General features: G+C 49.7%; 24 protein-coding genes. 6 read left to right on the top strand and 18 right to left on the bottom strand.

What is annotated here, in order from left to right; genetic code table 11:
- Positions 1-227: 227 nt before the first annotated feature.
- Positions 228-1,415, top strand: coding sequence for a class I SAM-dependent RNA methyltransferase (locus HHO50_RS18085; RefSeq protein ID WP_181308117.1), 1,188 nt, complete (start codon positions 228-230; stop codon positions 1,413-1,415).
- 269 nt (positions 1,416-1,684) lie between these two features.
- Here the strand turns inward: HHO50_RS18085 and HHO50_RS18080 are convergent, their stop codons facing one another.
- From HHO50_RS18080 to HHO50_RS18045, 8 genes are all read right to left on the bottom strand, one after another.
- Positions 1,685-2,485, bottom strand: coding sequence for a DUF4349 domain-containing protein (locus HHO50_RS18080; protein WP_181308115.1), 801 nt, complete (start codon positions 2,483-2,485; stop codon positions 1,685-1,687).
- A gap of 476 nt (positions 2,486-2,961) precedes the next feature.
- Positions 2,962-4,266, bottom strand: a complete 1,305-nt coding sequence (gene murA / locus HHO50_RS18075; protein WP_181308113.1) for a UDP-N-acetylglucosamine 1-carboxyvinyltransferase — start codon at positions 4,264-4,266, stop codon at positions 2,962-2,964.
- Between the two features lie 6 nt (positions 4,267-4,272).
- Positions 4,273-4,944 carry a DUF4290 domain-containing protein gene (locus tag HHO50_RS18070; protein WP_181308111.1) on the bottom strand — a complete coding sequence of 224 codons (672 nt, stop codon included), beginning with the start codon at positions 4,942-4,944 and terminating at the stop codon, positions 4,273-4,275.
- 223 nt (positions 4,945-5,167) lie between these two features.
- Positions 5,168-7,405, bottom strand: a complete 2,238-nt coding sequence (locus HHO50_RS18065) for an ATP-dependent helicase (RefSeq protein ID WP_181308109.1) — start codon at positions 7,403-7,405, stop codon at positions 5,168-5,170.
- 267 nt (positions 7,406-7,672) lie between these two features.
- Entirely contained in the window at positions 7,673-10,102 is a 2,430-nt protein-coding gene (locus HHO50_RS18060; RefSeq protein ID WP_181308107.1) for a hypothetical protein, read from the bottom strand.
- A 13-nt stretch (positions 10,103-10,115) separates the two neighbouring features.
- Positions 10,116-11,258, bottom strand: a complete 1,143-nt coding sequence (locus HHO50_RS18055) for a DUF4249 domain-containing protein (RefSeq protein WP_181308105.1) — start codon at positions 11,256-11,258, stop codon at positions 10,116-10,118.
- Complete coding sequence (locus tag HHO50_RS18050; RefSeq protein WP_181308104.1) at positions 11,258-14,050, bottom strand: TonB-dependent receptor; 2,793 nt, start codon at positions 14,048-14,050, stop codon at positions 11,258-11,260. The genes HHO50_RS18055 and HHO50_RS18050 overlap by 1 nt, the downstream gene beginning before the upstream one ends.
- 59 nt (positions 14,051-14,109) lie before the next feature.
- Complete coding sequence (locus tag HHO50_RS18045) at positions 14,110-14,745, bottom strand: hypothetical protein (protein WP_181308102.1); 636 nt, start codon at positions 14,743-14,745, stop codon at positions 14,110-14,112.
- 598 nt (positions 14,746-15,343) lie between these two features.
- Between HHO50_RS18045 and HHO50_RS18040 the strand changes: the two genes are divergently transcribed.
- Both HHO50_RS18040 and HHO50_RS18035 read left to right on the top strand, forming a co-directional pair.
- Positions 15,344-15,742: an STAS/SEC14 domain-containing protein gene (locus HHO50_RS18040; RefSeq protein WP_181308101.1), complete on the top strand. Its 399-nt coding sequence runs from the start codon at positions 15,344-15,346 to the stop codon at positions 15,740-15,742.
- A 130-nt stretch (positions 15,743-15,872) separates the two neighbouring features.
- Positions 15,873-16,448, top strand: coding sequence for a DUF3109 family protein (locus HHO50_RS18035; protein ID WP_181308099.1), 576 nt, complete (start codon positions 15,873-15,875; stop codon positions 16,446-16,448).
- 146 nt (positions 16,449-16,594) lie between these two features.
- Here the strand turns inward: HHO50_RS18035 and accC are convergent, their stop codons facing one another.
- The 7 genes from accC to HHO50_RS18000 form a co-directional block, all read right to left on the bottom strand.
- Positions 16,595-17,938 (bottom strand): acetyl-CoA carboxylase biotin carboxylase subunit, encoded by a 1,344-nt coding sequence (gene accC, locus HHO50_RS18030; RefSeq protein ID WP_181308097.1) that lies wholly within the window; start codon positions 17,936-17,938, stop codon positions 16,595-16,597.
- A gap of 111 nt (positions 17,939-18,049) precedes the next feature.
- Complete coding sequence (accB, locus tag HHO50_RS18025) at positions 18,050-18,541, bottom strand: acetyl-CoA carboxylase biotin carboxyl carrier protein (protein WP_181308095.1); 492 nt, start codon at positions 18,539-18,541, stop codon at positions 18,050-18,052.
- Between the two features lie 4 nt (positions 18,542-18,545).
- A complete protein-coding gene (gene efp / locus HHO50_RS18020; RefSeq protein WP_181308093.1) occupies positions 18,546-19,109 on the bottom strand; it encodes an elongation factor P in 564 nt (187 codons plus the stop codon).
- 123 nt (positions 19,110-19,232) lie between these two features.
- Complete coding sequence (locus HHO50_RS18015) at positions 19,233-20,231, bottom strand: beta-ketoacyl-ACP synthase III (RefSeq protein WP_181308091.1); 999 nt, start codon at positions 20,229-20,231, stop codon at positions 19,233-19,235.
- A gap of 37 nt (positions 20,232-20,268) precedes the next feature.
- Positions 20,269-21,210, bottom strand: a complete 942-nt coding sequence (gene plsX, locus HHO50_RS18010) for a phosphate acyltransferase PlsX (RefSeq protein ID WP_181308089.1) — start codon at positions 21,208-21,210, stop codon at positions 20,269-20,271.
- Between the two features lie 64 nt (positions 21,211-21,274).
- The gene (rpmF, locus tag HHO50_RS18005; RefSeq protein ID WP_062544815.1) at positions 21,275-21,469 is read right to left on the bottom strand and encodes a 50S ribosomal protein L32; all 195 of its coding nucleotides are present in this window, start codon (positions 21,467-21,469) and stop codon (positions 21,275-21,277) included.
- Between the two features lie 32 nt (positions 21,470-21,501).
- On the bottom strand, positions 21,502-22,053 hold the full coding sequence (locus HHO50_RS18000; protein WP_181308087.1) for a DUF177 domain-containing protein: 552 nt from the start codon (positions 22,051-22,053) through the stop codon (positions 21,502-21,504).
- A gap of 468 nt (positions 22,054-22,521) precedes the next feature.
- Here HHO50_RS18000 and HHO50_RS17995 point away from each other — a divergent pair, with 468 nt between their 5' ends.
- From HHO50_RS17995 to HHO50_RS17985, 3 genes are all read left to right on the top strand, one after another.
- The gene (locus tag HHO50_RS17995) at positions 22,522-22,803 is read left to right on the top strand and encodes a hypothetical protein (RefSeq protein ID WP_181308085.1); all 282 of its coding nucleotides are present in this window, start codon (positions 22,522-22,524) and stop codon (positions 22,801-22,803) included.
- 521 nt (positions 22,804-23,324) lie between these two features.
- Entirely contained in the window at positions 23,325-23,711 is a 387-nt protein-coding gene (locus HHO50_RS17990) for a transposase (RefSeq protein ID WP_181308083.1), read from the top strand.
- Between the two features lie 46 nt (positions 23,712-23,757).
- Positions 23,758-24,330: a transposase gene (locus tag HHO50_RS17985; protein ID WP_181308081.1), complete on the top strand. Its 573-nt coding sequence runs from the start codon at positions 23,758-23,760 to the stop codon at positions 24,328-24,330.
- Between the two features lie 74 nt (positions 24,331-24,404).
- On the opposite strand, the gene HHO50_RS17980 is transcribed toward HHO50_RS17985, so the two are convergent.
- From HHO50_RS17980 to HHO50_RS17970, 3 genes are all read right to left on the bottom strand, one after another.
- Positions 24,405-24,899, bottom strand: coding sequence for a hypothetical protein (locus HHO50_RS17980; protein WP_181308080.1), 495 nt, complete (start codon positions 24,897-24,899; stop codon positions 24,405-24,407).
- Positions 24,900-25,496: 597 nt separating this feature from the next.
- Positions 25,497-25,829, bottom strand: a complete 333-nt coding sequence (locus tag HHO50_RS17975) for a DUF86 domain-containing protein (protein WP_181308078.1) — start codon at positions 25,827-25,829, stop codon at positions 25,497-25,499.
- A complete protein-coding gene (locus HHO50_RS17970) occupies positions 25,819-26,121 on the bottom strand; it encodes a nucleotidyltransferase family protein (protein WP_181308076.1) in 303 nt (100 codons plus the stop codon). The genes HHO50_RS17975 and HHO50_RS17970 overlap by 11 nt, the downstream gene beginning before the upstream one ends.
- Between the last annotated feature and the right edge of the window lie 249 nt (positions 26,122-26,370).

Here is a 26,370-nt window from a genome sequence, read left to right as displayed (position 1 = left end):
AAAACTAAAGATGCGGGAAAAATCTTGTGTTAGGGGTAGATACTTTGGCTAAATTTAATAAAATTATTTAATAAGTAGGGGTAAGCTTTCGCCTCGGGTAAATTCTTTTACTTAAATGGGCCTGCCGGGGGGGCGGTGCGCGGCATGGGCACAATTTTTTTCCGAAATTGCCGACATTAAGAAGTTTTCGCTGGCACCGTTCAGATACACCCCCACAAGCGCATTCTATGGCTAAATCAAAATCATCAGGTAATTTCAACATGACGGCTACCACCCTGGCGGGCCTGGAAGAGGTACTGGCCCAGGAACTCCGCGATTTGGGCGCGACGTACGTGAAAGCAGGGGTACGGGCGGTCACTTTCAGCGGGAACCAGTATTTATTATACCAAGCCAATATCTGTTGCCGCACGGCCATCAGAATATTAAAGCCGTTCGCCCAGTTCAAGGCCCGCGACGAAAAAGAGCTGTACATGAAAGTGCGCGAGATTGACTGGGATCTGTACATGAGCCTGAACGATACTTTCGCCATCAATGCCGTGGTGTCCCGCTCCACCTTTGAGCACTCGCTCTATGTGTCACAGCTCACCAAAGACGCCATTGTAGACCAGTTCCGGGAAAAAACAGGTAGAAGACCCAACATTGACGTGACCACGCCAGATGTGCGCTTCAACCTGCACATGCACGAGAACATTGTGTCGTTGGCCCTGGATTCCTCCGGCGATTCTCTGCACCGCCGCGGTTACCGCCAACAAACCAACGTGGCTCCCTTGAATGAAGTGTTGGCGGCTGGTATTCTGCTGTTGAGCGGGTGGGACAAGCGAACTCCGTTGTATGACCCCATGTGCGGCTCAGGAACGTTTCTGGCCGAGGCGGCTATGCTGGCCCACAACATCGCCCCGGGCGTGTACCGCAAAGACTACGGCTTCATGCGCTGGCCCGATTATGACGCCGCTTTGTACCAGCGCGTGCTGCAGGATGCCATTTCCAAAGAAGAGGCCAAGGTGGAGGTTGACATTTTCGGCTCTGACGTAGACCCCGACTTTGTGGAAGCCGCCTTCCAGAACCTGGAGTACGCCGCACTAGACCAGTACGTACGGGTTAAAGAACTGAATTTCAAGGAAGCGGTAAAACCCGCCAACCATGGAATCATTGTGATGAACCCGCCCTACGGTGAACGGATAGGGGAGGAAAGCGAGATCAACGACCTTTACAAAATGATTGGCGATACGCTCAAATCCAACTTCCAGGATTGGGACGCCTGCATTTTCACCGGAAACCTGGAAGCCGCCAAATTCATTGGGTTAAAACCATCAAGACGAATTCCGTTGTACAATGGCCCCATTGAATGCCGCCTGTTCAAGTATGAACTCTACCGCGGAAGCCGAAGAGAAAAAGAAGTGAGTGACGCAGGTTAACTTTTCTCTTGTAGTTGTTTTCTGACGTGTTTCAGCGAAAACAGGCTAAAAACGTGAACACAAGCAGAGGCTCGCACCAGATAAAAGGTTTCCCGCTTTCTGGTTTAGAAAACAGGAAAGAGGTTCATACTTTGGTGTTTGAAGGAAAGTAATGGTTAAACAAAGAACACTCGCTCGCGGGACGCAAGCGAGTAACTTTACTCAAGTCTAAGAAAAGACCACTCACCTGTTTGAGTGGTCTTTTCTTTTAGAGACAAAGCCAAAATCGGTTACGCTACCCTGCTTTTGCGCAGGTAAATCATAATGCCAAAACCTACCAACCAAGCGGGCCAGATGTAGAACAGACCTATTACCAGAGAAAGCCACAGTTGCCAGCCGGTATTCAAGGCCTCAACCAACCTGGTGCCAAACGTTGGCCCTTCGGGAACCGTAACGGGAACGATTTGGTACATGGATAGCCGGATGGTGCTGAAGGAAGTCTGGTTCTGCAGGTACCGCAAGCGTGCCTCGGCACTTTCTATCTCCTCGCGTATGGTCAGAAGCTGGCCTTCCACCTCCAAAATCTGTGGGATGGTCTTGGCTTCTTTCAACAGACCCAGGAACCGTTGTTCTACGGCTAGTTTCGCTTTTTTCCTGGCTTGCAGGTCTACATACTCCAACCCCAGATTTTCTGAGGTAATGGTTCTTACGTCCAGATGCACGCTTTCCTTTTGGAGTTGCCGCAGGAGGGGCTTAAAGTTTTCGGGCTGCACCCGTATCACGAAGTCGGTGGTTCTGTTGTCTTCGCTTTGGTGCTGGGTGGTGTGGGCGAGGGTGGCGCCCATTTCCTCCACCAGATTTTCTACCCGTTGCGTGCTCTCCGCTAAATCCTTGACCTGAAACTTAACTTCGGCCTGCCGGATGACATGTTCCTGATTTACTGGTTTGGCTTTATCTGCTACCGTAATATTTTCAACGGTGTCCTGTTGGGCCGCCAATTCATTCATAGAGGCTTCCGGGTCGGTGGAACATCCGCCTAAAAGGAGCGAGGCGGTGCAGAAGAATAGAAGTGAGGAGAAGCTAGTTTTCATAGGCAGAAGTTTTACCTTAATCCCTTCAGCCTCAAAAAGGTAACCCTTTATGATAGGACAATATAAATGCGCAGAGCAGCGTTTGTCCTCTCCTTTTCACGCAGAACAAATGAAGCTTAAAAGCAAATTATCCCCGTTTATAGCCCATTTTTACGAAAATAAGGTAGAAACAGGAATGAAAAACAGGCAGAGAATTGTGCCCTTGTTGGTGTTCTCACCAACAATCCTTTAGCGGTTCCTTCTCAAAGCCACATCAACCTAAACGGAGTAGAAGTTGTTGGTGAGAACACCAACAACGGAGACAATAAGTTTTTCTCCGTTTACAGCCCGTTTTTGCGAAAGTAAGGCAGAAACAGAGAGTAATGATTGGCCGAGGAAAGGCTTAAAAACTTAGCCCTTCTACCCAGAAGTAAACCCGTTTTTGGGCTCTTTTCTGAAAAGAAGGGCTGAAAGAAAGTTCTTCTCGCGGGAGAAATTTAGATACGGGTGATTTGGGCTCCTAGAGCGTTCAGACGGCCGTCAATGTTCTGGTAACCGCGGTCAATCTGCTCAATGTTGTGAATCACACTGCGGCCTTCGGCCGAAAGGGCGGCAATAAGCAAGGCAACCCCAGCCCTGATATCGGGCGAAGTCATAGAGATGCCGCGTAACGGAACCTGTCTGTTCTGCCCGATGACGGTGGCACGGTGCGGGTCGCAAAGAATAATCTGGGCCCCCATATCAATGAGTTTGTCCACGAAGAACAGGCGGCTTTCAAACATCTTCTGGTGAATGAGCACCGTTCCTTTGGCTTGGGTAGCCACCACCAGCGCGATGCTCAGCAAATCTGGGGTGAAGCCGGGCCACGTGTGGTCAGAAACGGTTAAGATGCTGCCGTCAATGTAGGTGTCAATTTCGTACTGCTCCTGGGCCGGAATGAAAATATCATCACCGTGGAATTCCATCTTAATGCCTAACCGGCGGAAGGTATCTGGAATCAAGCCTAACTCCCGAATCTGGGCGTTTTTGATGGTGATTTCGGAACCGGTCATACCGGCCAGGCCAATGAAAGAGCCAATCTCAATCATGTCGGGGAGCATGCGGTGTTCGGTGCCACCCAATTTCTCCACGCCCTCAATGATGAGCAGGTTTGAACCAATGCCGCTTATTTTGGCACCCATGCGGTTCAGCATTTTGCAAAGCTGTTGCAGATAGGGCTCACAGGCGGCGTTGTAGATGGTGGTAATGCCTTCGGCTAAAACGGCGGCCATCACAATGTTGGCGGTTCCGGTTACCGAGGCCTCATCCAGCAGCATGTACGTGCCTTTCAGGTTTTTGCCTTCCAGGTGGTAGAAGCTGTCACTGGCATCATACGTGAACTTGGCCCCCAGTTTCTCAAACGCCTCAAAGTGGGTGTCTAAGCGTCTGCGGCCAATCTTGTCTCCGCCGGGTTTCGGCAGTTTGGCTACGCCGTAGCGGGCCAGCATAGGCCCCAGAATCATCACAGATCCCCGGATGGCGCGGGCCTGCTCCACAAATTTATCGGAAGAAAGGTAGTCCAGGTTGACATCCTCGGCCTTGAACACATAGGTGTCGGGCGCGGTTTGCTCCACGTCTACGCCCATGTCGCGCAACAGCTCAATGAGCTTGTTTACGTCCCGTATGTTGGGAACATTGGAAATGATGACCGGCTCAGCGGTCAATAAAACGGCACACAGAATCTGCAATGCCTCGTTCTTCGCTCCCTGCGGGATAATCTCGCCGTGTAAAGTACGGCCGCCTATTACTTCAAAAGAAGCCATGCGTTCTTATTTATTCTTACCTCGGTTCTGATTCTTGTTCTGGTTGTTGTTCTTGTACTTCTGGTCTCTTTGTTCCCTTTGGTCTCTCTGGTAATTGTTGCCAGGGCCCTGCGGGGCTTTCACCGTGCTTTCAAAAAGATTGCCTCTTTCCATGAGCGAAGCATCTACATCCAACTCTCCTTTAGACAGCTCCCGTAGGTTCTCCAGGATTACCTCGTCTGTGACGCTGTCTTTGTTATAGGTGCGGTACAACACCTTCATCAACTTCCCGATGGAGATGACCGCGGCTTCGCGCTCCTGCGGGTCATTGATTTGCTTGGCTTTGTCAATAAGGCGTTCCAGGTTGGTGCCGTAATGCTTGTATTTGGGGTTTTGGACGGGATAGTCTACCCGCTGCGGCTTATCGTTCAGGTATTCCATGGCACTCAACTCAAAAGGAGCATCAACGTCCAGTTTACCGTCAGACATCACAAACAAGTGGTTCCAAAGGGTGTGTTGGGCATCCTGAATATCCTTTACGTTGGGGTTCAGGCGTCCCATCAGGTTCACCAGTAACTGGGCCAGTTGATTCCGTTTGGTGCGGTCTTCTACCGTGAGAAGGTACTGTACTATGTTCTGCACGTTGCGGCCGTACTCCCGCAGCAAAAGCTCTTGTTTAAATGTTGAACTGGCTACCATGGTGATAGTGTGTGTTGCAAAGTCAAAAGTAGGAAAAATTAGTTGTTAGTTGTCAGTTTTTGGTTGTTAGTGGGAAGAGTACAATAGAAAGATGTAAAATCAAAAGAGTCACTTTGGTGGAATAGGAAAACTCTGCACCTGTTTTAGGATTGTTTTATGAAAAACAGCCTCAAAACAGGTACTTACTTTAAAGCACTATCAACTGAAAACTCATAATTGACAACTAGGTATGGATGCGCAGTTTAGCGAAACTCAAGAGCAGGGTTTTCTCGCCCACGCCTTCAAACTCAATGATGGCCTTAATGGAGTTTCCTTGATTGTCAATCTTGGTCACCTTGCCAAACCCGAATTTAGGGTGCTCTACGCGCATTCCGGCTTGTAGGTTAGACGTGTCGCTGGGGGTGAAATCGGCCGGTGGATTGTAGGTCGGCGCGGCCGATGGTTTTTTGGCAGGGGTAATCAACTGCGCCGCCGGGGTTTTCCGCTGCAACACTTTCTCAAAGGTGGGCCGCTCATCCCCGAACTTAAAGTTGAGGTATGTAGGGTCAATCTCATCAATGAACCGGCTTTTCTCAGCGGCCCGAAGGTTTCCCCACTGGTAGCGGCTGGTGGCGTAGGAGAGAGTCAGCTTCTTTTCGGCGCGGGTGATGGCCACGTAGAACAGACGGCGTTCCTCTTCCAAGTCGGCGCGGGACTGTAGCATCATCTGGCTGGGGAACAGGTTTTCTTCCATGCCCACAATGAACACGTTCCTGAACTCCAAGCCCTTGGCCGAGTGAATGGTCATCATGGTCACGTACTCACCTTCCTCTTCCTTTTTGGTGTCAGAATCGGTGAGCAGGGCAATGTCTTGTAGGAACAAGGCCAGGGAGTTTTCCTCTTTCTCAGGGTCGTCCACGAATTCCTTAATCGCGTTCAGCAACTCCTGGATGTTCTCGTAGCGTGCCAGCCCTTCCACCGATTTATCGGAGTACAGGTCATCTACCAGCCCCGAGTGCTTGGCGATGTACGTGGCCGCCTCAAAGGCATCTTTCTCTTGCGCGATGACGGCAAAGCTTTTGATCTTGGTGGCGAAATCATCAATGGCCGCACCGGCTCTTCCGCCTAACAGTTGGCTCGCGTGGCTCACCACTTCCCAAAGGCTATGGTCGGTCTCGTTGGCCGTGACAATGAGTTTCTCAATGGTAGTATCGCCTATGCCGCGTTTGGGGTAGTTGATCACGCGGCGCAAGGCCTGCTCGTCGTTGTGGTTAATGGCTAGCCGCAGGTAGGAAATCAAATCTTTGATTTCCTTGCGTTGGTAGAACGACAAGCCGCCCACAATGCGGTACTTGATGTTCATTTTGCGCAAGGCTTCTTCCATGGCCCGGCTCTGGGCATTGGTACGGTAGAGAATGGCGAAATCCTCATAAGAGAGGTGGTGGTTCATCTTCTCCTCAAAGATGGCGTGGGCCACCAACTTGCCTTCCTCGTTGTCTGAGCTGGCTTTGATCACGTCAATGAGATGGCCTTCCTCGTTTTCAGAGAACACGTCTTTGCGCAGCTGCGCCTTGTTGTTCTTGATCACACTGTTGGCCGCCTTCACAATGTGCTGGGTAGAACGGTAATTCTGCTCCAGTTTGAACACTTCCAGCTCGGGGTAATCGCGCTCAAAGTTGAGGATGTTCTGGATATCGGCGCCGCGGAAGGCATAAATACTCTGCGCGTCATCGCCCACCACGCAGATGTTGCGGTCTTTGGCCGACAATTTGCGGGTGATGAGGTACTGGCTGTAGTTGGTATCTTGGTACTCATCTACCATCACATATTTGAAGATGTGCTGGTATTTGTTAAGCACATCCACGTGGTCTCTGAAGAGCACGTTGGTGTTGAAAAGCAAATCGTCAAAGTCCATGGCCCCGGCCTTGAAGCACCGTTCGGCGTAGATTTTGAAAATTTGGCCTATTTTCGGGCGAAGCGCCGCCTCGTCATCGGCCTGAATAGCAGGGTCACGGAGGTACTGCGCTACGGAGATGAGTTTGTTTTTCGCCGCCGAGATGCGCCCCAGCACCATGTTGGGTTTGTAGAGCTTGTCGTCCAGGTTCATCTCCTTCACTATGTTCCTGATGAGCGTTTTAGAGTCATCAGAGTCATAGATGGTGAAGTGGCTGGGGTAGCCAATCTTCTGCGCCTCGGCGCGCAGGATACGGGAGAAAACCGAGTGGAAGGTTCCCATCCAAAGATTCTTGGCCTCAGGGCCTACCACTTTCTCAATCCGGCCGCGCATTTCTTTGGCGGCTTTGTTAGTAAAGGTAAGGGAGAGGATGTTGAACGGATCAACGCCTTTCTCCAGCAAATGCGCAATGCGGTAGGTAAGCACCCGGGTTTTGCCGGAGCCCGCCCCGGCAATGATCATGCAAGGGCCTTCGGTATTTAAAACAGCGGCGCGCTGTGACTCATTCAGGAGTTTCAGGTAATCCATGCTCACGTTATTCTTTCTTCAGGAGTAACACAAAATTAGGGAATAAAGTCGCATTATCAGAGGCCGATTTATAGAGGGTTCTGGATTATGCCAATATGGTAAGCGGCTAACATTTGAATGTGCCTGGGAATGACCGTAAGGGGCAGAAACCAGAAAGCTACTCCATCACACAATGAAGTAGCTTTCTGGTTTACCCGAGTTTTCTGAAAAAGAGGCTGAAAATGGATGGTAGCGCTGGTTTATACTTGGCAGGTTTTTGAAGGAGGGTTACAAGGGTTTCTTCACCTGAAAGGTAACTACTTTACTGCCGGGTAAGCCTTCCTGGGTTAGGCCCTGCACCACAATGGTGTACGTGCCTGCCTGGTCAGAAGTGTAGAAGTGGGTGCTGGCTTTGCCGTCTGGGCCGGTATTCAGGTCAGGAGCCCAGTACAGCAGGTTCCGCCAGTCGGGCAGGCGGCTTAGTTTCTGTTCCTGGGTATCATAGGCAGGGGCGTAGAATTCGCGCTGTAGTTGGAGCCCTTCGTATTCCTGCAACAAGGCTCTGGGGTCTATCGGGAAGCCGGCCAGATCGCCTTTGTAGGTGGTGTAACTTACCACTCCGTAGGAGGAGAGCGAACCGTTGTAATAGTTGGTGGTCATGACATCCAGCTTTTGCACCTTCAGCGGGTCAAAGGCCATTATTTTATTTATGTCAAAGACCGGAACGCCATCTAGCAGGACGAGGGGATCTTCCTCGAAAACAAGCCTGTTCTGTGCATCCATTACCCTGAAATGGAAACCGTCGCGGCGTTTTCTTACCAGTACGCCTGGTACATACTCGCGCATGACCTCTTCCATCACTTTAAAGCGGGTATAATCGTCCAAGAAGAATTGCTGGTTGGGTTTGCCGTAAAAGGGGAGGCTGTCTATGGCCGGGGCTTGGTAGCGGTTCAGGAATTTCTCAAAATAGATATTCTGTGCCTGTACATCCAGGTGGCGTAAGTGGATGGCCGGGCGCAGGCTTTCTTCGGCATCAAAGGCGGGGGGGCGCTTTTCTGAGTAGTTACTGGAAAACGGGCTGAAAACTTCAAAATGGTAGGTGCTGTCTTTTAGGAAGTTTGTCTGCACCACCATTTCCTTCGGCCCAAAGAAATCTTTCACGGCAAACAGCACAGAGCCATCTGCCTTGCTCACGTTGCTGTAAAAGCGGGTGTTTTTGCCCGGTGCGGCCAGGTAAGCTCTAACATCGCTGGCTGGGGTGCCGGTGGCATTATGGGTAACTTTCCCCTGGATCAGGTGGCCCTCATATTCTGGAAGAAATTGAAAGGTGGGTGTTTTCTGGCTTAGCACGTCCTCCCAGGTAAAGCGGCGCCAGCCATGGGTTAACATGAGGTTATCAAAGGCTTCCTCTGCCTGCGGGCCAGTTTCAGAGAAGTAAGAAGCGGCATTCTCTACCGTGCCTTTCAGATCAGAGGATAAATACAGATACGCGGTGATGTCGGCGATGTCAGTGGCTTGGAGGCTGTCTGCTTTGAAGACCGCCAACGATAGATTGGCCGCAGTTGCCACCCCCGGCTGCCGTTGGGTAAGTAAGTCCAGCACTACCTTCTCGCGCGCGCCAAACGGATTGTTCTGTAAGACGGTTTCTATTTCCAGTTGCTTTGTAGGGCGTTTGAAGAAGAGCCGTTCGGCTATCGGTTTTTGCTGGCTGTTGAAAACGGTAAAATGGGTGATGCCCGCCGCCAGAGAATCTTTGACCACTGAAAAGGTGGCTTTCCCATTGGCCATGATAGTGGTAGCCGCTACAACCACCTTTTGCCGCGTGTGGCCCAGAAGGTAAAGTTGTTCCGGTTGCTGGTTTGTAGCGTAAGTAGTAATCTGAAGCTCACCGGGGCTGCTTTCAGTCAGGTTTAGATGATAGCCTGTTTCCTGAAGCTGGGGCAATTTCTGCCGAACCACTTTTCCCCCCGGAAACGTAGCCACGGCCGTGTATTCTCCAGCGGCAGGGGGGAGGATAAAATGGCCTATTCCGTGCTTTGTAGGCTGGAAAGTGGTCACTACATGACCGGCATTGTCCCGTATTTCGCCCTGGCAACTGGTGCCTTTGCCGGTCTTGCGGTTTGTGGCCTTGAAAGCTACTTTGCCGGGTAAGCCAGTGACAAGGTTTCCCCCCTCGGGGAAAAACTGTATCGCGTATGTGGCCGTGTCAGGGACGGGTTTTAAGGCTAACGGCTGAAAGGTGTTGATGATGGCCACCGGCTGTTCAAAATAAAAGTCGGGGCTGAAGTTTTTCATCCAGTTGGTATAGGCCCGTACCATGTAATTGCCTGCCTCCAGGGTCACCGGTAACACAAAAGACCCATTGCCGGCACCTTCCTTTAACGCGATTTTCCCCTGCAGAACAGGTTGGCGGCCCGCATCCAATACCTCTACGTAGGCAACTTTGCTCATGTCCAGCGGTTGGTGCAGCGTTCCGTCTACGTTGTACACTTTAAACCACATGATGTCGCCGCTGGCGTAGGCGGTACGGTCTAGGTGCAGGAAGACCTTCTCCTGGACGGCTTTGCTCTGGAATTCTTGCAGACGAGCGGGCAGAGTTGAAGAGGAAGCGGCTTGGCCGTAGACATTGGCTGTTATTCCGTAAAACAAGCCTAAGCCTAACATGACCCTGAAACCAGCTCTGCCAAAAACGGTTAGATTCTTCATTGGTGTTTTCATGCTGTTTTCAGAATTATTGCCAGAAATCTGGTTTGGTTTTGGTGCCGTAAACTCTACAATCTGCGCAGGTGCTAGAAGCCCCGGAGTAGCCTAAGAAAGCTCCCATATCTGAGTATATCATGCTAACCGGAATATTAAAACCAGATGAGAAATGCTCCTTCAAATCTTTTACTGCCACGGTGTCAATGGTGCAGTGCATACTTGGGGGACGCCATCCCGTAGGTAACTCAGACTTGTTCACAAAGATCCTTTTTTCTTCTACTGAGGAGATGTTTATAAACCCTATGACAGGCTCTGCAGGATCTGTAAGACAGGTGATGTTCCCGGTCAGCTGGGTAGGGAGGGGATCGAACAAGGTGCCAATATTTTCGGTATTTTTCTTGAGCGCGTCCCAGTATTCATAGGATTCTTTAGACTGGGCATATTGCTTCACCAGAAGGCTGTATTTGTTGGCGAGTTTGTCAGAATTTGCGGGAAGTTTGAGTAAGGGGTAATTGCTGACCACATCCTGGCTGAGCTTGACGGTATTGTTGATGAGGATGTTTTTGGAACTGTTGTTTTGCCAGCACAGGTAAATGTCATTTTCAGGCCTGCGATACTGCATTTCTCCATTGACATACTCATACTCAGAATAATAATACGCCCGGTACTCCCAGGTCTCTTCGTATTCCCAACGGTAAAAGCGCGTATTGTTCTGGTCATCATGGGTGGTTACCATGAACTGTAAGCCGTCACTCTCTGCCTGCCAACTTATTTTGTCAATGACAGGGGTTTGCTTTACTTCTACATAGTCAGAGGCATAATCCTTACCGCCCGCCTTTATGACCAGACGGTACCGTTTACTGTTCTGGATAGGGAGTCTGCCTGAAGTGTACGTACCTGCTGCGGTTTCCCTTAGAAGGTACGTTGGGCCGTTTTCTTCCGCCACCGTCACGGTTGCTCTTGTTTCCATAGCTGGCCCACCCTCTTCAGACAGATTCTGGGTGCGGGAGAGTTTGATGGCTGTGGGCCCGTTGCTGTTGATAAAACCACTTACCACTAAGAAGTTGTTCGGCCTTTCCAGTACTTCAGGGGTAAAGGGTTCCTCGCAAGAGGTGAGCAGAAAGAGGAAATACAAGAAGAGCGTATTTCTCAGGTACTTGGTATAAAAGCTCATTAGAATTTGAAGTTATAGGTAATGGTAGGAATGGGCTGACCAAAAATAGAGAGTTTGTAGCCTTTGACTTTTCCCTCCTCCGTCCGGAAATACACAGAGTAAGGATTCTTGCGGCCGGTGAGGTTGTAGACGGCAAGAGTCCAGGAACTATGGGCCAGTTTCTGGACTTTGTGGTTTCCTTCAATGTTCAGGGCGAAATCTACCCGGTAATAGTCTGGTACCCGGTACTCGTTTCTGTCTGAGTAGAAGATGCGGGTGGCGTTGCCGTCCTGGTATTTGGCAATGGGTAAGGTGATGGGCCTGCCGGTACTGTACGTGAAGTTGAAAGAGGAACTGAACCGCTGGCTAAACCGGTAGTTGCTGATCAAGGTAAAATCATGCGGCTTATCTACGTTGCTGGGGTAAAATTCGCCTTTGTTAATAACCTCTGAGACTTGCGTGTTATTCAGGCGGACAAGCGTGCGGGAGTAGGTATAGCTCACCCAGCCGTTCAGCTTGCCCGTCAGTTTTTTCAGCATGACTTCCACCCCATACGCCTTCCCTTCGGCATTTGCCACATCTGTTTCAATGTGGTGGTTGAGAATGATGTTTGCGCCGTTTCGGTAATCCAGAAAATCCTTCATTTTCTTGTAATAGCCCTCTACCGACAGTTCAATGGTATTTGCCCTGAAATTCTGGTAGTAGCCCAGCGCTATCTGGTCGCCCACCTGCGGCTTCACATTGGCATCGCTCAACTTCCAGGTGTCTGTGGGCGACATGGAGGCCGTGTTAGAGAGCATGTGAATGTACTGGCGCATCCGGTTAAAGCTCATCTTCACAGATGAATGATCCGTTAGGCCAAACCTGGCCGAAAAGCGATACTCCGGCCCCTGATAAGTAGCCAGTGCCTTGCCGCCCCCGTAGGAAACGGTGTCCAGAATGGTGCTTTCCGTTTTAGGGACATTGGGTGCGTAAGTATAAACCTCTCTGGGCCCCAAGGCATTGAAAATAGAATACCGCAGCCCTACGTACACCGATAAACGTGGGGAGATATCGAATTGGTCAGAGACATAAAGTGCACTCTCCAATGCTTTTTCCCGCTGTAAGATATCTGGCATGACCAGAGATTCACCCCCAACCGGGGTGAGGCTGCCCGGCGAAATGTTATACAGAATGGAACTGGCCCCAAAATCTAGGGTGTGTTTTGAGTTCAGGAAGTAATTGAAGTCGGCCTGCAGGTTTGCCTGCTTCATGTCAAAGGTCAGGTTTGCCGCGTTTACGGGGTTCTTTTCTGAATTTACGCCATACCCGTAGTGGCTGTAAGCACCCGTAAGCACACTGTACAGCTTGTTGTGGAAGATATGCTTCCATTTAACGCTGGCGTTGTGGTTAGTGAAATTATAAAGCGAGTCTGACCCCAGTTGGAATTTGTCTTTGCTGAGATACCCTGAAAAGTAGAGGGTATTTTCACTGTTGATTTCGTGGTTGACCTGGGCATTCAGGTCATAAAAGGAGGCCGAGCTTTTGCTGAACGACTCTTTGGGTAATTTCTTGAGGAGCCAGTCTGAGTACGTGCTTCTACCCGCTATGATAAAAGAGGTTTTGTCTTTGATAATTGGCCCCTCCAAGGTTAACCTACTGGTTAAAAGACCAATACCGCCAGAGGCACCGAACTTTTTCTTGTTCCCGTCACGGGTGATTACTTCCAGCACCGAGGAAAGCCTGCCCCCGTACCTGGCCGGGATATTACTTTTATGCAACTCCACCGACTTTACAATATCTGGGTTAAAGGCCGAAAAGAAGCCAAACAAATGTGACGGGTTGTAGACGGTGGCGTCATTAAACAAAATGAGGTTCTGGTCAGTGGAGCCCCCGCGCACGTTCATGCCAGTGCTTCCTTCCCCTACAGATTTCACGCCGGGTAACGTAAGTACTACCCGTAGAATATCTGTTTCGCCAAAGGCCGTGGGCACCTGTTTGATGGCCCGCATGTCCAGCCGTTCCATGCCCATTTGCATACCGGCTACGTTGCGGTCTTTTTCTGCCTCTACCAGAACTTCTTTGAGTGACCTTACATCTTCCTCTACCTCAATGTCCAGCTTTCCGTTGGAATACAAGGCAATGCGGCGTTTTGAATTCTTAATCCCGATGGCCCTTATGATCAGCTCATGCTCGCCTACGGGCAGCGTCAAGGAATAATACCCGTATTGGTCTGTGGTGGTGGCTAGGAGCGGAGACTGGATATAAACCGAAGCGCCAATGACAGGCTCCCCGGTTTTGGCGTCGCGCAGGTGTCCGGCCAGGTTGGCGTTTCCTGAAGCGTTGTCTCGCTTGACGCCTATCACATAGAGCTTGGCTTCTGAGACGGCCTTCTTTTTACTGTTCCCTCCCGCCATGTACGGGGTTGTAGTGGAAGTTCCGGCGGGTGAAGTAGTGCCACTGGCGGTGGTTTTTTCCCTGTTAAAGAAGTTCTCCGGCAAATTTGCCATGAACTCCTTCCCCTGGGTGATAAGTACAGCGCCCTGCGGGGTAATGGCGAACTTCAATTCTGTGCCTGCCAGCGCCTGTTCCATTATTTCTTTCAGAGGCTTTTGTGTTACCTGCATAGAAACCAGAAGGCTATCTACCGTGGTGGGGTCGTAATAAAAGCGGTAGGTTGTTTTCGTTTCTATTTCCTGGGCAAATTTCTCAAAAGAAGCGTCTTTGAGGTCTAATGTGATCAGTTGCTCTGCTCTGGTTTGCGCGTGGCTGTGTAAGAGACAACACAAAAGTGAAACGGCTAACAGAAATGCTTTACGGTAAAGTTGGGTCATGTTTGAAGGCATTCAATAGATGATGGAGGCAAAGGTTTAGGGGCCGGGACGGTGGTCACTTACTGGTTTCTGAGGGTGTCATAATAGGTGATAAGCGCCAGAATACCTTCTTCCCGCTGCTTCCTGAACCGTAACTTATTGGAGCGGGCATATTTTTTCAGTTCTTTCTTTTTATCTTTCAACAGCTGGTAAACTGATTTCTTGCTTCGAACCTGGTAAAAGGTCTTTTCTTTCCCCAGAAAGAATTTGTCCCGATGGCTATATATCTCAATCAGAAACTTATCCTCTACCTTTTCTTCCATCTGCTTCTGCCTTTTTACCAACATTTTGCTGGTACCATCATGAAGCACATCATAAAAACCCGTAGGAAGGGAAGAAGAATCTGCGGACTGGGGGGCTACATGGCGCACAAACCTATGCCCGTTCAACTCAAAAGAAGCTACTTTCTCACTAACCAGTTTCTGCATAAGTAAGTTGTTGCGCATAATGATGACTTCATCTTTTACCAAGTCATAGAGCATAGGCACTTGGTCATATGAAGCGCCATCATAGTGAACGTTGCCCGTGGCGGCGGCATCCTGCAGAAAGAACTGATGCCCTTCTCTCATTTGCCTTCTGTAGTCTACATACTGGGGGCCGTTAAATAGATGCGATTCGGTTTGGGTGGCCTGTTGGTACAAACGAACCGGATACATTGACAGGGACTGTTTTGACAATGTATCTACTTTGCCAGCCTGAGCAAACCCATCATGTCTAATGAAAAAAGCAAAGGCAGCCAGCAATAATAGGGTAGAGTGAAACTTTGGTAACATTGAAAAGAACAGGGTGGTTAAGTACAGCTTTTTACTTCTCAATATATTCAATTACATTGATATAATTGATAAATAATTTGTTAATAAAAGTTTCCCGGCTTAGCGTGCATCAAAAGCAGCGGCCTTTCATCTGTGGTTTGGAAGGGCCTCGTCTACGAAAGGCATTGTTCCGGTCAATTGGGAAGGTGAAAAAAAATAGGGCATAGGCTCCTGCCGGAGGGAAGTGGCTGACAATACACCTTTGAAAAGAGCAGAATTCTGGACAACTTTGGTTTTACGGGGTTTTACTTCACTTTTTCGGGCATCATGCGGGGGCTTGAAGGCCGCAAAAGAAAGTACATTGGTACTTCAGAAGTGAAATTTGGGTAAGCTTTAGAGGGGCAAGTAGTTTCTTGTGGGCAATGCACTTTGCCGGGAGCCAGGCGTTGCGTTACGTAGCACCAGTCCCGTTTTGTAGTACCTCAGACAGACAAAGACAAAAATGGTTTACTTTCAAAATGATAGAATCCTCATTACTTATGATGAGGGAGCGGCATTGGTACGCACCCAATGGAAAGGCTTCGCCAATAGCGAAGAGTACCGGCAAATCCTGAACACCTATCTTCAATTGGTTACTGAAAAAAAGGTGCTCCGTTGGATAGGCGATAACACCAACGCCAAAGCCATACGACCCTCCGACCAGGAGTGGACTGTACAGGAGTGGGCTCCCAAATTCTCTGCCCAAGGCAATGTGGAGCGTATGGCGGTGATTGTGTCAAAAGACATCTTCAATAAAATGGCGGTAGATAACATCCTCCTGAAAGCAGGCATCGCCGTACGGTTTGACACCCATTATTTTGACAACGAAGCAGCGGCCCTGGCCTGGGTGATGGAAGCCTAACCGTTTTTGGCCTTAAAACAGGAAAGCAGCCCCCAAACGGCTGCTTTCCTGTTTCTGGATATTCTTATCCCTGTTTTTGCGGCCGAACTTAAATAGCGGTACTTTTGTCTTTCTGCTGTAAGAAAAAGCCATGATTGTACTACAAAACACCGTTCTCTCAGACGACCTCAAAGACAAGTTCTTTGTCTGCAACCTGGAGAAATGCAAAGGCGCCTGCTGCGTGGAAGGTGACCTGGGAGCCCCGTTGGAGAAAGAAGAACTCGCTGTCTTAGCCCATGCCTATGAACACGTAAAACCGTACATGTCACAGGAGGGCATCCAGGCCGTGGCGGAACAAGGACTGTACGTAGAGGATTTTGAAGGCGACTACAGCACGCCCACCGTCGGAGACCGCGAGTGCGCCTACGCCATCTACGATGATAACTTCACCCTGAAGTGCGCCATTGAAGCCGCGTATTTGGATGGAAAGATTACCTGGAAAAAACCTATCTCCTGCCATTTATACCCCATCCGGATTACGAAGTACGACGGTTTTGAGGCGCTTAACTATGACCGTTGGGAAATCTGCAACCCCGCCTGTTCCTTCGGGATGGAGCTGGGCGTGCCGGTCTACAAATTCCTGCGCGAGCCGTTGGTGCGGAAATACGGCGAAGAGTGGTTCCTGGAACTGGAAGAGATGGTGGACAAAGAAGCCGTCGCGAAATAGATCAAAATATGAGCACGTTCCGTTTCTAACCAGTTTTCTGGAAAACACGCCAAAAACACCAGCCCCAAACTTCATAACATCAGTTTTGCCCCTAAAACAGAAAAGCAGCCCTAAAAGGCTGCTTTTCTGTTTTAGGGGCAATTTCCTTAAAACTTAGTGAAATCGTAGGTATCCAGGTAACTGGTGGTGAAGTCGCCTTCGTTGAAGTTTTTGTCCTCCATCATGGCCATGTGGAACGGAATGGTGGTTTTTACGCCTTCAATCACGAACTCGCTCAAGGCGCGTTTCATCTTTACAATGGCTTCTTCGCGGGTTTGGGCGCTCACAATCAGCTTCGCGATCATGGAGTCATAGTTGGCCGGAATGGTGTAGCCCGCATACACGTGTGTGTCTACGCGTACCCCATGACCACCCGGAATGTGCAACACCGTGATCTTCCCTGGGCTCGGGCGGAAATTCGCTTTGGGGTCTTCGGCGTTGATGCGGCACTCAATGGCGTGCATCTGCGGATAATAGTTCTTGCCTGAGATTGGGATACCGGCGGCTACCTTGATTTGCTCCTTGATTAGATCGTAGTTCACTACTTCCTCGGTGATGGGGTGCTCCACCTGAATACGGGTGTTCATCTCCATGAAGTAGAAATCTTTGTGCTTGTCTACCAGGAACTCAATGGTGCCTACGCCTTCGTAGTTGATGGCTTTGGCCCCGGCAATGGCGGCCTGGCCCATGCGCTCGCGCAGCTCGTCTGAGATAAACGGCGAAGGGGTTTCCTCAATCAGTTTCTGGTGACGGCGCTGGATGCTGCAGTCGCGCTCAGACAAGTGGCAAACGGCGCCGTACTGGTCGCCCACAATCTGGATCTCAATGTGACGCGGCTCCTCCACAAATTTCTCCAGGTACATGCCGTCGTTCCCGAAAGCGGCTTTGGCTTCCTGCCGGGCATCGTTCCAGGCCTTGTCAAACTCATCGGCTGATTTGATGATGCGCATGCCGCGTCCACCGCCCCCGGCCGTGGCTTTGATGATGACCGGATACTTGATTTTGGCGGCCAATTTCTTGCCCTGTTCGGCAGAACTCAGCAAGCCTTCTGAACCCGGAATGGTAGGCACGCCCGCTTTTTTCATGTACTCCTTCGCCGATGATTTATCGCCCATGGAGTTGATCATTTCTGGGGTGGCGCCAATGAACTTGATCCCGTTTTCGGCGCAGATTCTGGAAAACTCGGCGTTTTCAGAAAGGAACCCGTAGCCGGGGTGAATGGCATCTGCGTTGGTGATTTCCGCGGCGGCAATCAGGTTGGGAATGTTAAGGTAAGACAGGGCGCTGGAGGGCGGGCCAATGCAAACGGCTTCATCGGCGAAGCGCACGTGCAGGCTTTCCTTGTCGGCGGTAGAGTAGACGGCTACCGTTTTGATGCCCATTTCTTTGCAAGTCCGGATCACCCTCAGGGCAATCTCGCCACGGTTGGCAATCAGTATTTTTTTGAACATTTGGTTTAATTTGGAGATTTGAAGATTTGGAGATGTGAAGATGTAAGAAGGAAAATGGAGAACCGTTTAAGTGTCTCCATTTTCAAATTTTCTCATTTTCAAATTTTCAAATCAACTAGGATCTACCAAGAACAACGGTTGGTCGTATTCAACGGGGCTGGCGTTGTCAACTAATACTTTCACAATGCGGCCCGAGATCTCAGACTCAATCTCATTGAACAGCTTCATGGCCTCAATGATACAGATGACCTGGCCTTTCTGCACCTCGTCGCCTACGTTCACGAAAGACGGAGACTCTGGGTTGGCTGAGCGGTAAAGCGTCCCGATCATAGGCGCTTTGATGGTGAGGTACTTGCTGGTGTCATCTGCGGCAGGCTGGGCCGGAGCGGCGGGGGCAGCAGGTGCGGCCGGTACCGGGGCAGGAGCGGGGGCTTGCGGCAATGCCTGCGGAGCGGCCGCTGGAGCCGGCTCAGAGACGTACTTCACCTTCTGGCTGGCCTCGCGCTGCACAGAGATCTTAAACTCCTCTGTTTCAATGTCAACTTTATTCAGGCCTGATTTCGCGATGAAATCAATCAGTTCTTGGATTTCCTTAGCTTTCATAGGTTTATTTTACTCGTTCGGCGTAGGTGTAGGTACGCGTATCTACCTTAATCTTTTCATCTTGCCCAATAAAAAGAGGGACAGAGATAGTGGCACCCGTCTCTACGGTGGCTGGTTTAGAAGCGTTGGTGGCGGTGTCTCCTTTGATACCGGGTTCTGTATACGTGATAGTGAGTTCTACATACGTAGGAAGTTCGGCGGTTAAGGGCGTTTCCGTCTCGGCGTGGAACAAGATAGTCACTTCCTGGCCTTCTTTCATCAAATCGGCGAAAGGAACCATCTTCTCATCCAAAGATACCTGTTCAAAGTTCTCCAGGTTCATGAAATTATAGCCATAGTCGTCTTTGAAGATGTACTGATGGGGGCGTTGCTCCACGCGGGCGGTGGTTACTTTAATACCGGCGGTGAAGGTGTTGTCCACCACTTTTCCGGTTTTGATGTTCTTGAGTTTGGTGCGGACGAAGGCGGGGCCTTTTCCTGGTTTCACGTGCTGGAACTCAGTGATGATCCACAGGTCGCCGTTAAATTCAATGCAAAGCCCGTTGCGAAAATCAGCGGTAGTTGCCATAGTTAGTCTTGTGTTTCGGTTTAAAATGCCTACGGGTTTTTCCCGATTGGACATAAAAAAATTCGGCCAAAGATAGCCGAATTTTTTGATCTATTTCAGAAAAGAAGCCTAAAAACGAGCGGCTTACTTGGGATCATACGCCCATTTGAGGTAGATGGAACCCCAGGTAAAACCACCGCCAAAGGCAGCCAGCACCACGTTATCGCCTTTTTTGAGCTGGTTCTCATACTCCCACAGGCACAAGGGAATGGTGCCGCTGGTGGTATTGCCATATTTCTGGATATTGATCATCACCTTCTCCGGGCCTACACCCATGCGGTTGGCCGTGGCATCAATGATGCGTTTGTTCGCTTGGTGCGGTACCAGCCAAGCAATGTCCTCGGCGGTAAGGTTGTTGCGTTCCATGATCTCGGCCGACACATCGGCCATGCCTTTCACCGCGAACTTGAATACCTGCTGGCCTTCCTGGAAAGCATAATGCTCCCGGCGGTCTAAGGTCTCCTGGGTGGCCGGCCGGCGGCTTCCCCCGGCTTTTTGGTGCAGGTAAGGAACCCCGGTACCATCAGACTTCAGGATACTGTCCTGTACGCCCAGGCCTTCGGTGTTAGGCTCCAGCATCACGGCCCCGCCGCCATCTCCGAAGATGATGCAGGTGGCCCGGTCTGTATAGTCCACAATGGCCGACATCTTATCGGCACCCACGACGATGATTTTCTTGTATTTGCCGGTTTCTATAAACTGGGCACCAGTGGCCAAGGCGAATAGAAAACCGGAGCAGGCGGCCTGCAGGTCATAGCCGAAGGCGTTGACGCAGCCGGTCTCAGCGGTGATAATGTTGGCCGTAGCCGGAAACACCAGGTCTGGGGTAGTGGTGGCACAGATGAGCATTTCAACGTCTGCCGGGTCTGTGTTGGTTTTCTTGAGGAGATCCAGTACCGCCGGAATAGCAATGGCGGAAGTGCCCTGGTCTTCGCCCTTCAGGATGCGTCTTTCACTAATGCCCGTGCGGCTCACGATCCATTCATCGTTGGTTTCAACCATGGTTTCCAACTCATGGTTGGTTAACACATACTCCGGGGCATATCCGCTCACACCAGTGATCGCGGCGGTTATTTTGCTCATATCGTTCTGAAGGAATGTCTGGTGGAAGGGCGCACCATTAGGCGCTAAAATATTTTCTCAATTTATCTGAAACATGGGACACGGCCATTTTGTTGGCCAGGTGCAGCATATTGCAGATAGCGGTGGGGCTGGAAACGCCATGGCCAATGACGGCATTCCCATTCACGCCCAAAATAGGGCTTCCGCCTACCGCTTCATAGTTAAAGCGGTCAAAGAAGGGGTCTCTGAAGTTTTTCTCCCGCAGGATGTCATAGATTGACTCCGCCAGTTTGAGGATGACGTTACCGGTGAACCCGTCACACACAATGACGTCGGCGCGGTCGTTAAACAGGTCGCGGCCTTCAATGTTCCCGATAAAGTTGATGGATTGGTTTTCTTTGAGGAGTTTGTAGGTAGGTTGGGTCACCATGGTGCCTTTGCCTTCCTCCTCCCCCAGGTTCATCAGCCCTATCCGCGGATTGTCAATTTCCAGGACATGCTGCGCGTAGAGGGAGCCAATCTCGCCAAACTGTTCCAGAATCTCGGGTTTGCAGTCGGCAATGGCGCCTACGTCCAGCATGATGCCGTATCCGCCAGAAAGCTTGGGCACGAAACTGGCCAAGGCTGGCCGAAGGATTCCCTCCACCTGTTTCACGCTAAAGACAGCGCCTACCAGCATGGCACCGGTATTGCCGGCGCTGCAGAAAGCGTTTACCTTTTTAGAGGCCAGCATGCCGTACCCTACCGCAATGCTGGAGTCTGGTTTCTGGGTGAGGGCTTTGGTAGGGTGTTCACCCATCCCAATCACTTGAGATGCGTGAACAACCTTTACTCTGGAACCGGTGTAGCCGTGCTTCTGCAGGAGGGAATGGATCTTGTCTTGATCTCCAATCAGGAAAATCTCTACCTCATCCGTTAAAGTCTCAGCCGCCAAAAGTGCGCCTTCTACAACTGCATCAGGGGCGAAGTCGCCGCCCATTGCATCCAGAGCTATTTTCATGTAAAGCGTGTTTCGTAAATTATCCTACAAGTAACTAAAATAAAGCCTGAACAGGCAAGCTTTATTACGCAACAGAGGTATAATTTTTGATGGCCACTTTACCGTTGTGGTATAAATCTCCGTCTACCACGTATGCTCTGTGGTATTGGTGCACCTCTCCGGTGTTAGGGCAGATAGAAATCGCTTTAGGAGTGATTTTGTCGTGCGTTCTTCTCTTATCTCTTCTGGTTTTGGAGATTTTTCGCTTAGGATGTGCCATCGCAGGTAATTATTACAAAATTGGTTATAAACTTATTTTAACTTTCTAAGGGCGGCGAAGCGGGGGTCTATTGGGCCGTCCTCGTCCTCATCGTCCTCATCATCTTCTCCCTCTGAACCAGTAGAGTAGATCAACAGGCCTTCGGCCTCTGGGTCATCCCGTTCCTGGTCTTCTTCCACAAACCGGGGGTGCAGCTTTTTCATGGGTATGGCCAAGCCTATGTAATCATATAAGTGCTGGGCAATGTTGATATACTGCGTCTCCGGTACTATCTGCAACACGTTCACATCCAGTTCCAGGTCTTCTGGGCCGTAGCGAACGAGCAGCGTTTGTTCTACTTCCAGCGGGTGCTCAAAATCCTCTAAGCTCCGGTCACAGGTCAGGCGAACCGTTCCTTTTATATGGAAATCGAACTGCAAAAGAAGCTCAGACTTGTGCAGCACTACCTCAGCCTTCAAGTTGCCGCCCAGGATCAACTCCTGTTCAAACAACTCAAAGAAGCGGTCATCCAATTCAAACTCATAGCTGTGGCTTTTGTTGCCCAGCCTCACAAGATTGATATCGTATTTCTTAATCTCCTTCACGTTGCCTCTTTTTTTGCAAGTCGCAAAATTAGCAAGAATATCTGAATTATAAAATACAAATGCCTTTTTTGCGCTGGTTAATAAATAGCCGTTTTCGGCCTGTCCTTGGTAAAACAGCCAAAAAACAGGAGTGGTTCATTGTGAGGAGGATAGCTGTTTATAAAAGGGAAGGATAGCCCCATGCAATAAAACTGTTTAGGAGAGTACGTGTGTTTTAGAGGCGGCCTGTGCTTTATTATCTCCTTCTGTCATACGGAAACCCTGCTAGGTTTTAGTAATTGCCCAGTTCCATTAGAGTAGTGCGGTTTCATTTCCAATTGTCCCTTTATGATTGTTAGGGGAAGGACGGCATGGTGAACGTATGGGGGGACGCCGGAACGGTTCAAAGGCCTGCAGCGGTGGCCCCAGTCTCTGGCCAACCGCTTGGGAGGATGAGCAGGAAAGTCATCAGCGGGTCTGGAGTAAAGTATGGAGCAGGTGAAGGAGAAAATGCAGGAGTCTATGGCGCGAGACGGTGCCTTGAAGGTCAAATACTACCTGCCTATGGGCGTAAAGTACATGGCGTGTAAGTGGCAACTGAGGTTGTTTGTTGACGCCGCCGTTTACACAAGTACGTTGTGCGGAGGTGTTCTTTTACTTTTCCCCGCGCATTTTATTATTTCTGTTTTTGACCTGATTTCAGGAAAACAGCCCGAAAACAGGAGATGGGGCGTTTTATGTTTTCTTTTCTTTCGTTCAGTTTTGGCCTGATTTCTGAAAAACAGGCCAAAAACGCGTTTCGGTCGGTTCTGCAAGCTTTTTGCGTCCGTTCTTGTTCAAATGCTGCGTCAATTCCTCTTTTGCCACTTCTGCAACTTTTGCTGATAGAAGTCGGGTGGCTTTCCTGACTTTTGCTAAGCTAACTTATAATTCTTCTGCTGGTTTTCTTCTGCCAAGTCAGATGATTTCTTTTCTGTACTTCTGCTTCATCTGCTGATAAATTTTCTGCCGTGCCAGCTGGTAAAAAGTTCTTTCACTTACGCACAACCTTTAGATTAGCCCAGTTTCATTTTTTCAATACCTGTTTCCAATCACCAGCTATTGGATTAACTTTCAGTAGCTGAAGGGGCAGCCAGGGCACTACGCGCTAACCAGGCGATTGCCATCCTACAGGCCGATTCAGCCTGGCTGCCCTATTTGTAAACCCGCAGGCAGGGGTCATATAGATTCTCGGGACACTGGGCCCATGATAAAGGTTGCGATCCGCCGTCTGCACAACCTGTTGAAAAGATATGGAAAAGACTATGCAACCGCAAGCCCCCGCCTTCATCCTGGGCATTGACGTATCGAAGGACAGCCTGGACGTATGCCTGGCGGACGGCGGTGACGGGCACATGCTCGAAAGCAAGTTCAACAACAACCCCTCCGGCTTCAGGCGCATGGAGGCCTGGCCCAGGCAGCACGGCTGCGAGGCGGGTACGGATACCCTCTGCTACCTGGAACACACGGGCCTCTACACCAGGCAACTGGTGCATTATCTACTTGCAAGGGAGGTACGTGTGTGGATGGAGAGCGCCCTGCAGATAAAGCGCTCCATCGGCATGGTACGGGGCAAGGATGACAGGGTGGACGCCCAGCGTATCTGCCGCTACGCCCTGCTGCACCAGCGGGAGGCCTAGTGTAACGCTCGAGCGGCTCAAGGATCTGCAAGCCAACAGATCGAGATTGGTCAAGGCCCTGCAGAGTCTCAAGGTCACCATAAAGGAACTGCTGGCGGTAGACCCAATCTCCGGCAAGACGCTGGGGCAGGTAAACAAAAAGGCAATCAGGGGGCTGGAGGAGAGCATGGAACAGGTGGAGGAGAAGATGCAGGAGTTCATCGCCAAAGACGGAGCCCTGAAGGGCAAATACGATTTGCTCACCAGTGTGAAGGGCGTGGGCAAGGTGCTGGCCGTCTCGCTGCTGGTCTATACCCAGGGCTTCACGGTGATGGACGACGGGCGCAAACTGGCCTGCTACTGCGGGGTGGCCCCCTTCGAATACCGCAGCGGCACGGGCGTGATGGGCAAAACAGGTGTATCTAAATTTGCAATTAAGCAGCTCAAACACATCCTGCACATGGCGGCGATGAACAGCGTCCGCTACAATGAGGAGATGAAGGCGTATTTTGACAGGAAAGTCTCGGAAGGAAAGAGCAAGATGAGCGTCCTGAACGCGGTAAGAAACAAGCTGCTCCACCAGATCGTGGCTGTCGTCAAAAGAGGGACTCCTTATGAGATTAAATTGGATAAAATTTAGCGCATAACGCTTGTTTTACTCATAGATTTCGGACTCGTGCATGAGACGTGTAAGGCCGTCGGCCGTAGCATGGCTTATGCACCTTGTTGGGCGTTGTTATTTTTTGATTTTAATTCCTTAGCTTTCAATCTGGCAGCTAAAACACCAAAGTTCTTTACTTCAATACGTTTTCCAGTATTCCACTTGCCACCAAGATATGGTCTAATAAAATTTACATTCCTTAACGCTCTTAAATCTTTATGATATTCAGAATCTCTTTCGAAGCTTTGAGGTAAAATCACTTCTTCTTCATTAATATAAATTTTATTATAAATCTCTAAAAAAAGCTCTTTTTGCCTATCATTTAACAAGGTAACTGAATCATCTAATTCATTAAGGATTGGCTTAATGAAAACCTCTATGGTTTGCTTGGTAGCTGTAAATTCATAATCACCGACCTTGAATTTTATTTCTGAAGCATTTATTATTATCTTTCTAATTAGTGGGACTAGCATTATAGCAATGACCATAACTATTATTGGCCATAGAATGTTTGCAATAGCTTCTATCAATTTAGGGTCGGCTTTCATATTATTTTAATTACGCCCAACGGCCGCTGCTAAACGACGGCCAAGAGTTTTGCCTGATTATCTCTCAAAGTACCGATTGCAGTTTTAGAAAGCAACTGGTTTGCGCCTGGATACGACTTGGCTGACGTTTAGCTTGTGTTGGGGCAAGTTTGTTCTTGTTGGGACGGCTCGGCACGCATTGCCGCGTTTCCAGTTTTGCCCTGGTTTCCGGAAAACAGGCCGGAAACGTATTTCCGCAGTCAGGCCTCACGCATTGCCGATAAATTCACTTGCTCAAACGCAACGTCAAATTCCTGCTCAAACGCAGCGTCCATTCGTAAGCCGGCGGCGGAGCTTTACCCGCGCCAACTGTAGTTGCAGCGGCTAGCTTTGCGCCCGCTCTTGGGGAACGTGCCGCCAATCACGGCCTTTTCCCACTTCTGCTAAGGTAAGTTTCGGCTTTTTCTAATTGCTTTTGCTACTCCTGCAGATTTGTTTTTTCTGCCGTGCCCGCCGGTAAGAAGTTTCTCAAATTTGCCCCAACGGCCTCGTATAAAAGACGTGGAAGGCCGTCGGCCGAAGCATGACTTATGCACAATGTTGGGCAATGTGCTTTTTCTATGGAAGCAAGCGGTCAATTTCTTCCTCAAGTTTCGGTAACTCTTTAATGACTATAGCCCAAATGATGTCCTCCGAAACAGTGTCGTAGCCATGAATGATTCTGTTCCTGGTATTTACAATCCGGCGTGAGTTAGTGATAAGTATATCAGGATTTACCCGTAATATCCTGTTCAGCGCTTCTCCGATAATTTCAAGGTTCCGCTCAACTGCTTTTCTTGTCTTCAGGTCTTTTTGGAATGTCGGAAAATCCTTCTCTACTGGCAGGAAGTCGTAGATTTCAACTATTGACCTTTTAATGTCAGCTAACCAAAGTTTAATTTCATTCTCCATAAACGAGTACCTTGGTTCGGTCAATCTCTTGTTTAAGGAATGGGTTCCTGATAGCTTTCTGTTCCAGCAAATCAATTTTCCTTTGGAGGATTTGCTCCAGCTGGAATTTCAATTCAAAATAATGGTCTGTATATTCAATTGGGTCGGCCGCGTCAATATCGACCACTAAGTCAATGTCGCTGTCTCCTTTGAATCTTTTATTTGTAACCGAGCCAAACGCAAAAAGGCTTCTTACGCTGTGTTGGTTACAGAGATTTCTTATTCTCCCTATATGGTCGCTGATTATTTTCATAATAATCACAAATTACGACTTTTATCGTCAACCTGTTTTATTCTTTGCATTTTGCCCAACGGCTAGTATAAACAACGAGCAAGGCCGTCGGCCGTGGCATGGTGTTTACACAATGTGCTTGTTGCACAACCGACTGAAGATACACGTAAAAGGATGTTCCACCAACTCTTTTTACCGATGCAGGGCAGGAAGCACTTTGCCGATGAGAAGGAGCTGCGCTTCTCGCTCTCGGCGCACGTTCCGGAGCGC

The sequence above is a fragment of the Rufibacter sp. XAAS-G3-1 genome, from assembly GCF_013623775.1.
Classification (GTDB): Bacteria; Bacteroidota; Bacteroidia; order Cytophagales; family Hymenobacteraceae; genus Nibribacter.
This window is presented reverse-complemented; position numbering and strand designations above follow the sequence as displayed.

Excerpts from the sequence above, each read along its gene's own strand:
- HHO50_RS18045 (WP_181308102.1), bottom strand. The coding sequence starts at position 14,745 with ATGTATCCGGTTCGTTTGTACCAACAGGCCACCCAAACCGAATCGCAT.
- HHO50_RS17995 (WP_181308085.1), top strand. The coding sequence starts at position 22,522 with ATGGAGCAGGTGAAGGAGAAAATGCAGGAGTCTATGGCGCGAGACGGT.
- HHO50_RS18050 (WP_181308104.1), bottom strand. The coding sequence starts at position 14,050 with ATGACCCAACTTTACCGTAAAGCATTTCTGTTAGCCGTTTCACTTTTG.
- HHO50_RS18070 (WP_181308111.1), bottom strand. The coding sequence starts at position 4,944 with ATGGTAGCCAGTTCAACATTTAAACAAGAGCTTTTGCTGCGGGAGTAC.
- accC (WP_181308097.1), bottom strand. The coding sequence starts at position 17,938 with ATGTTCAAAAAAATACTGATTGCCAACCGTGGCGAGATTGCCCTGAGG.
- rpmF (WP_062544815.1), bottom strand. The coding sequence starts at position 21,469 with ATGGCACATCCTAAGCGAAAAATCTCCAAAACCAGAAGAGATAAGAGA.
- HHO50_RS18085 (WP_181308117.1), top strand. The coding sequence starts at position 228 with ATGGCTAAATCAAAATCATCAGGTAATTTCAACATGACGGCTACCACC.
- murA (WP_181308113.1), bottom strand. The coding sequence starts at position 4,266 with ATGGCTTCTTTTGAAGTAATAGGCGGCCGTACTTTACACGGCGAGATT.
- HHO50_RS17990 (WP_181308083.1), top strand. The coding sequence starts at position 23,325 with ATGGAAAAGACTATGCAACCGCAAGCCCCCGCCTTCATCCTGGGCATT.
- HHO50_RS18015 (WP_181308091.1), bottom strand. The coding sequence starts at position 20,231 with ATGAGCAAAATAACCGCCGCGATCACTGGTGTGAGCGGATATGCCCCG.
- accB (WP_181308095.1), bottom strand. The coding sequence starts at position 18,541 with ATGAAAGCTAAGGAAATCCAAGAACTGATTGATTTCATCGCGAAATCA.
- HHO50_RS18080 (WP_181308115.1), bottom strand. The coding sequence starts at position 2,485 with ATGAAAACTAGCTTCTCCTCACTTCTATTCTTCTGCACCGCCTCGCTC.
- HHO50_RS18055 (WP_181308105.1), bottom strand. The coding sequence starts at position 11,258 with ATGAGCTTTTATACCAAGTACCTGAGAAATACGCTCTTCTTGTATTTC.
- HHO50_RS18040 (WP_181308101.1), top strand. The coding sequence starts at position 15,344 with ATGGTTTACTTTCAAAATGATAGAATCCTCATTACTTATGATGAGGGA.
- HHO50_RS18035 (WP_181308099.1), top strand. The coding sequence starts at position 15,873 with ATGATTGTACTACAAAACACCGTTCTCTCAGACGACCTCAAAGACAAG.
- HHO50_RS17980 (WP_181308080.1), bottom strand. The coding sequence starts at position 24,899 with ATGAAAGCCGACCCTAAATTGATAGAAGCTATTGCAAACATTCTATGG.
- HHO50_RS17970 (WP_181308076.1), bottom strand. The coding sequence starts at position 26,121 with ATGAAAATAATCAGCGACCATATAGGGAGAATAAGAAATCTCTGTAAC.
- efp (WP_181308093.1), bottom strand. The coding sequence starts at position 19,109 with ATGGCAACTACCGCTGATTTTCGCAACGGGCTTTGCATTGAATTTAAC.
- plsX (WP_181308089.1), bottom strand. The coding sequence starts at position 21,210 with ATGAAAATAGCTCTGGATGCAATGGGCGGCGACTTCGCCCCTGATGCA.
- HHO50_RS18065 (WP_181308109.1), bottom strand. The coding sequence starts at position 7,405 with ATGGATTACCTGAAACTCCTGAATGAGTCACAGCGCGCCGCTGTTTTA.
- HHO50_RS17975 (WP_181308078.1), bottom strand. The coding sequence starts at position 25,829 with ATGGAGAATGAAATTAAACTTTGGTTAGCTGACATTAAAAGGTCAATA.
- HHO50_RS18060 (WP_181308107.1), bottom strand. The coding sequence starts at position 10,102 with ATGAAAACACCAATGAAGAATCTAACCGTTTTTGGCAGAGCTGGTTTC.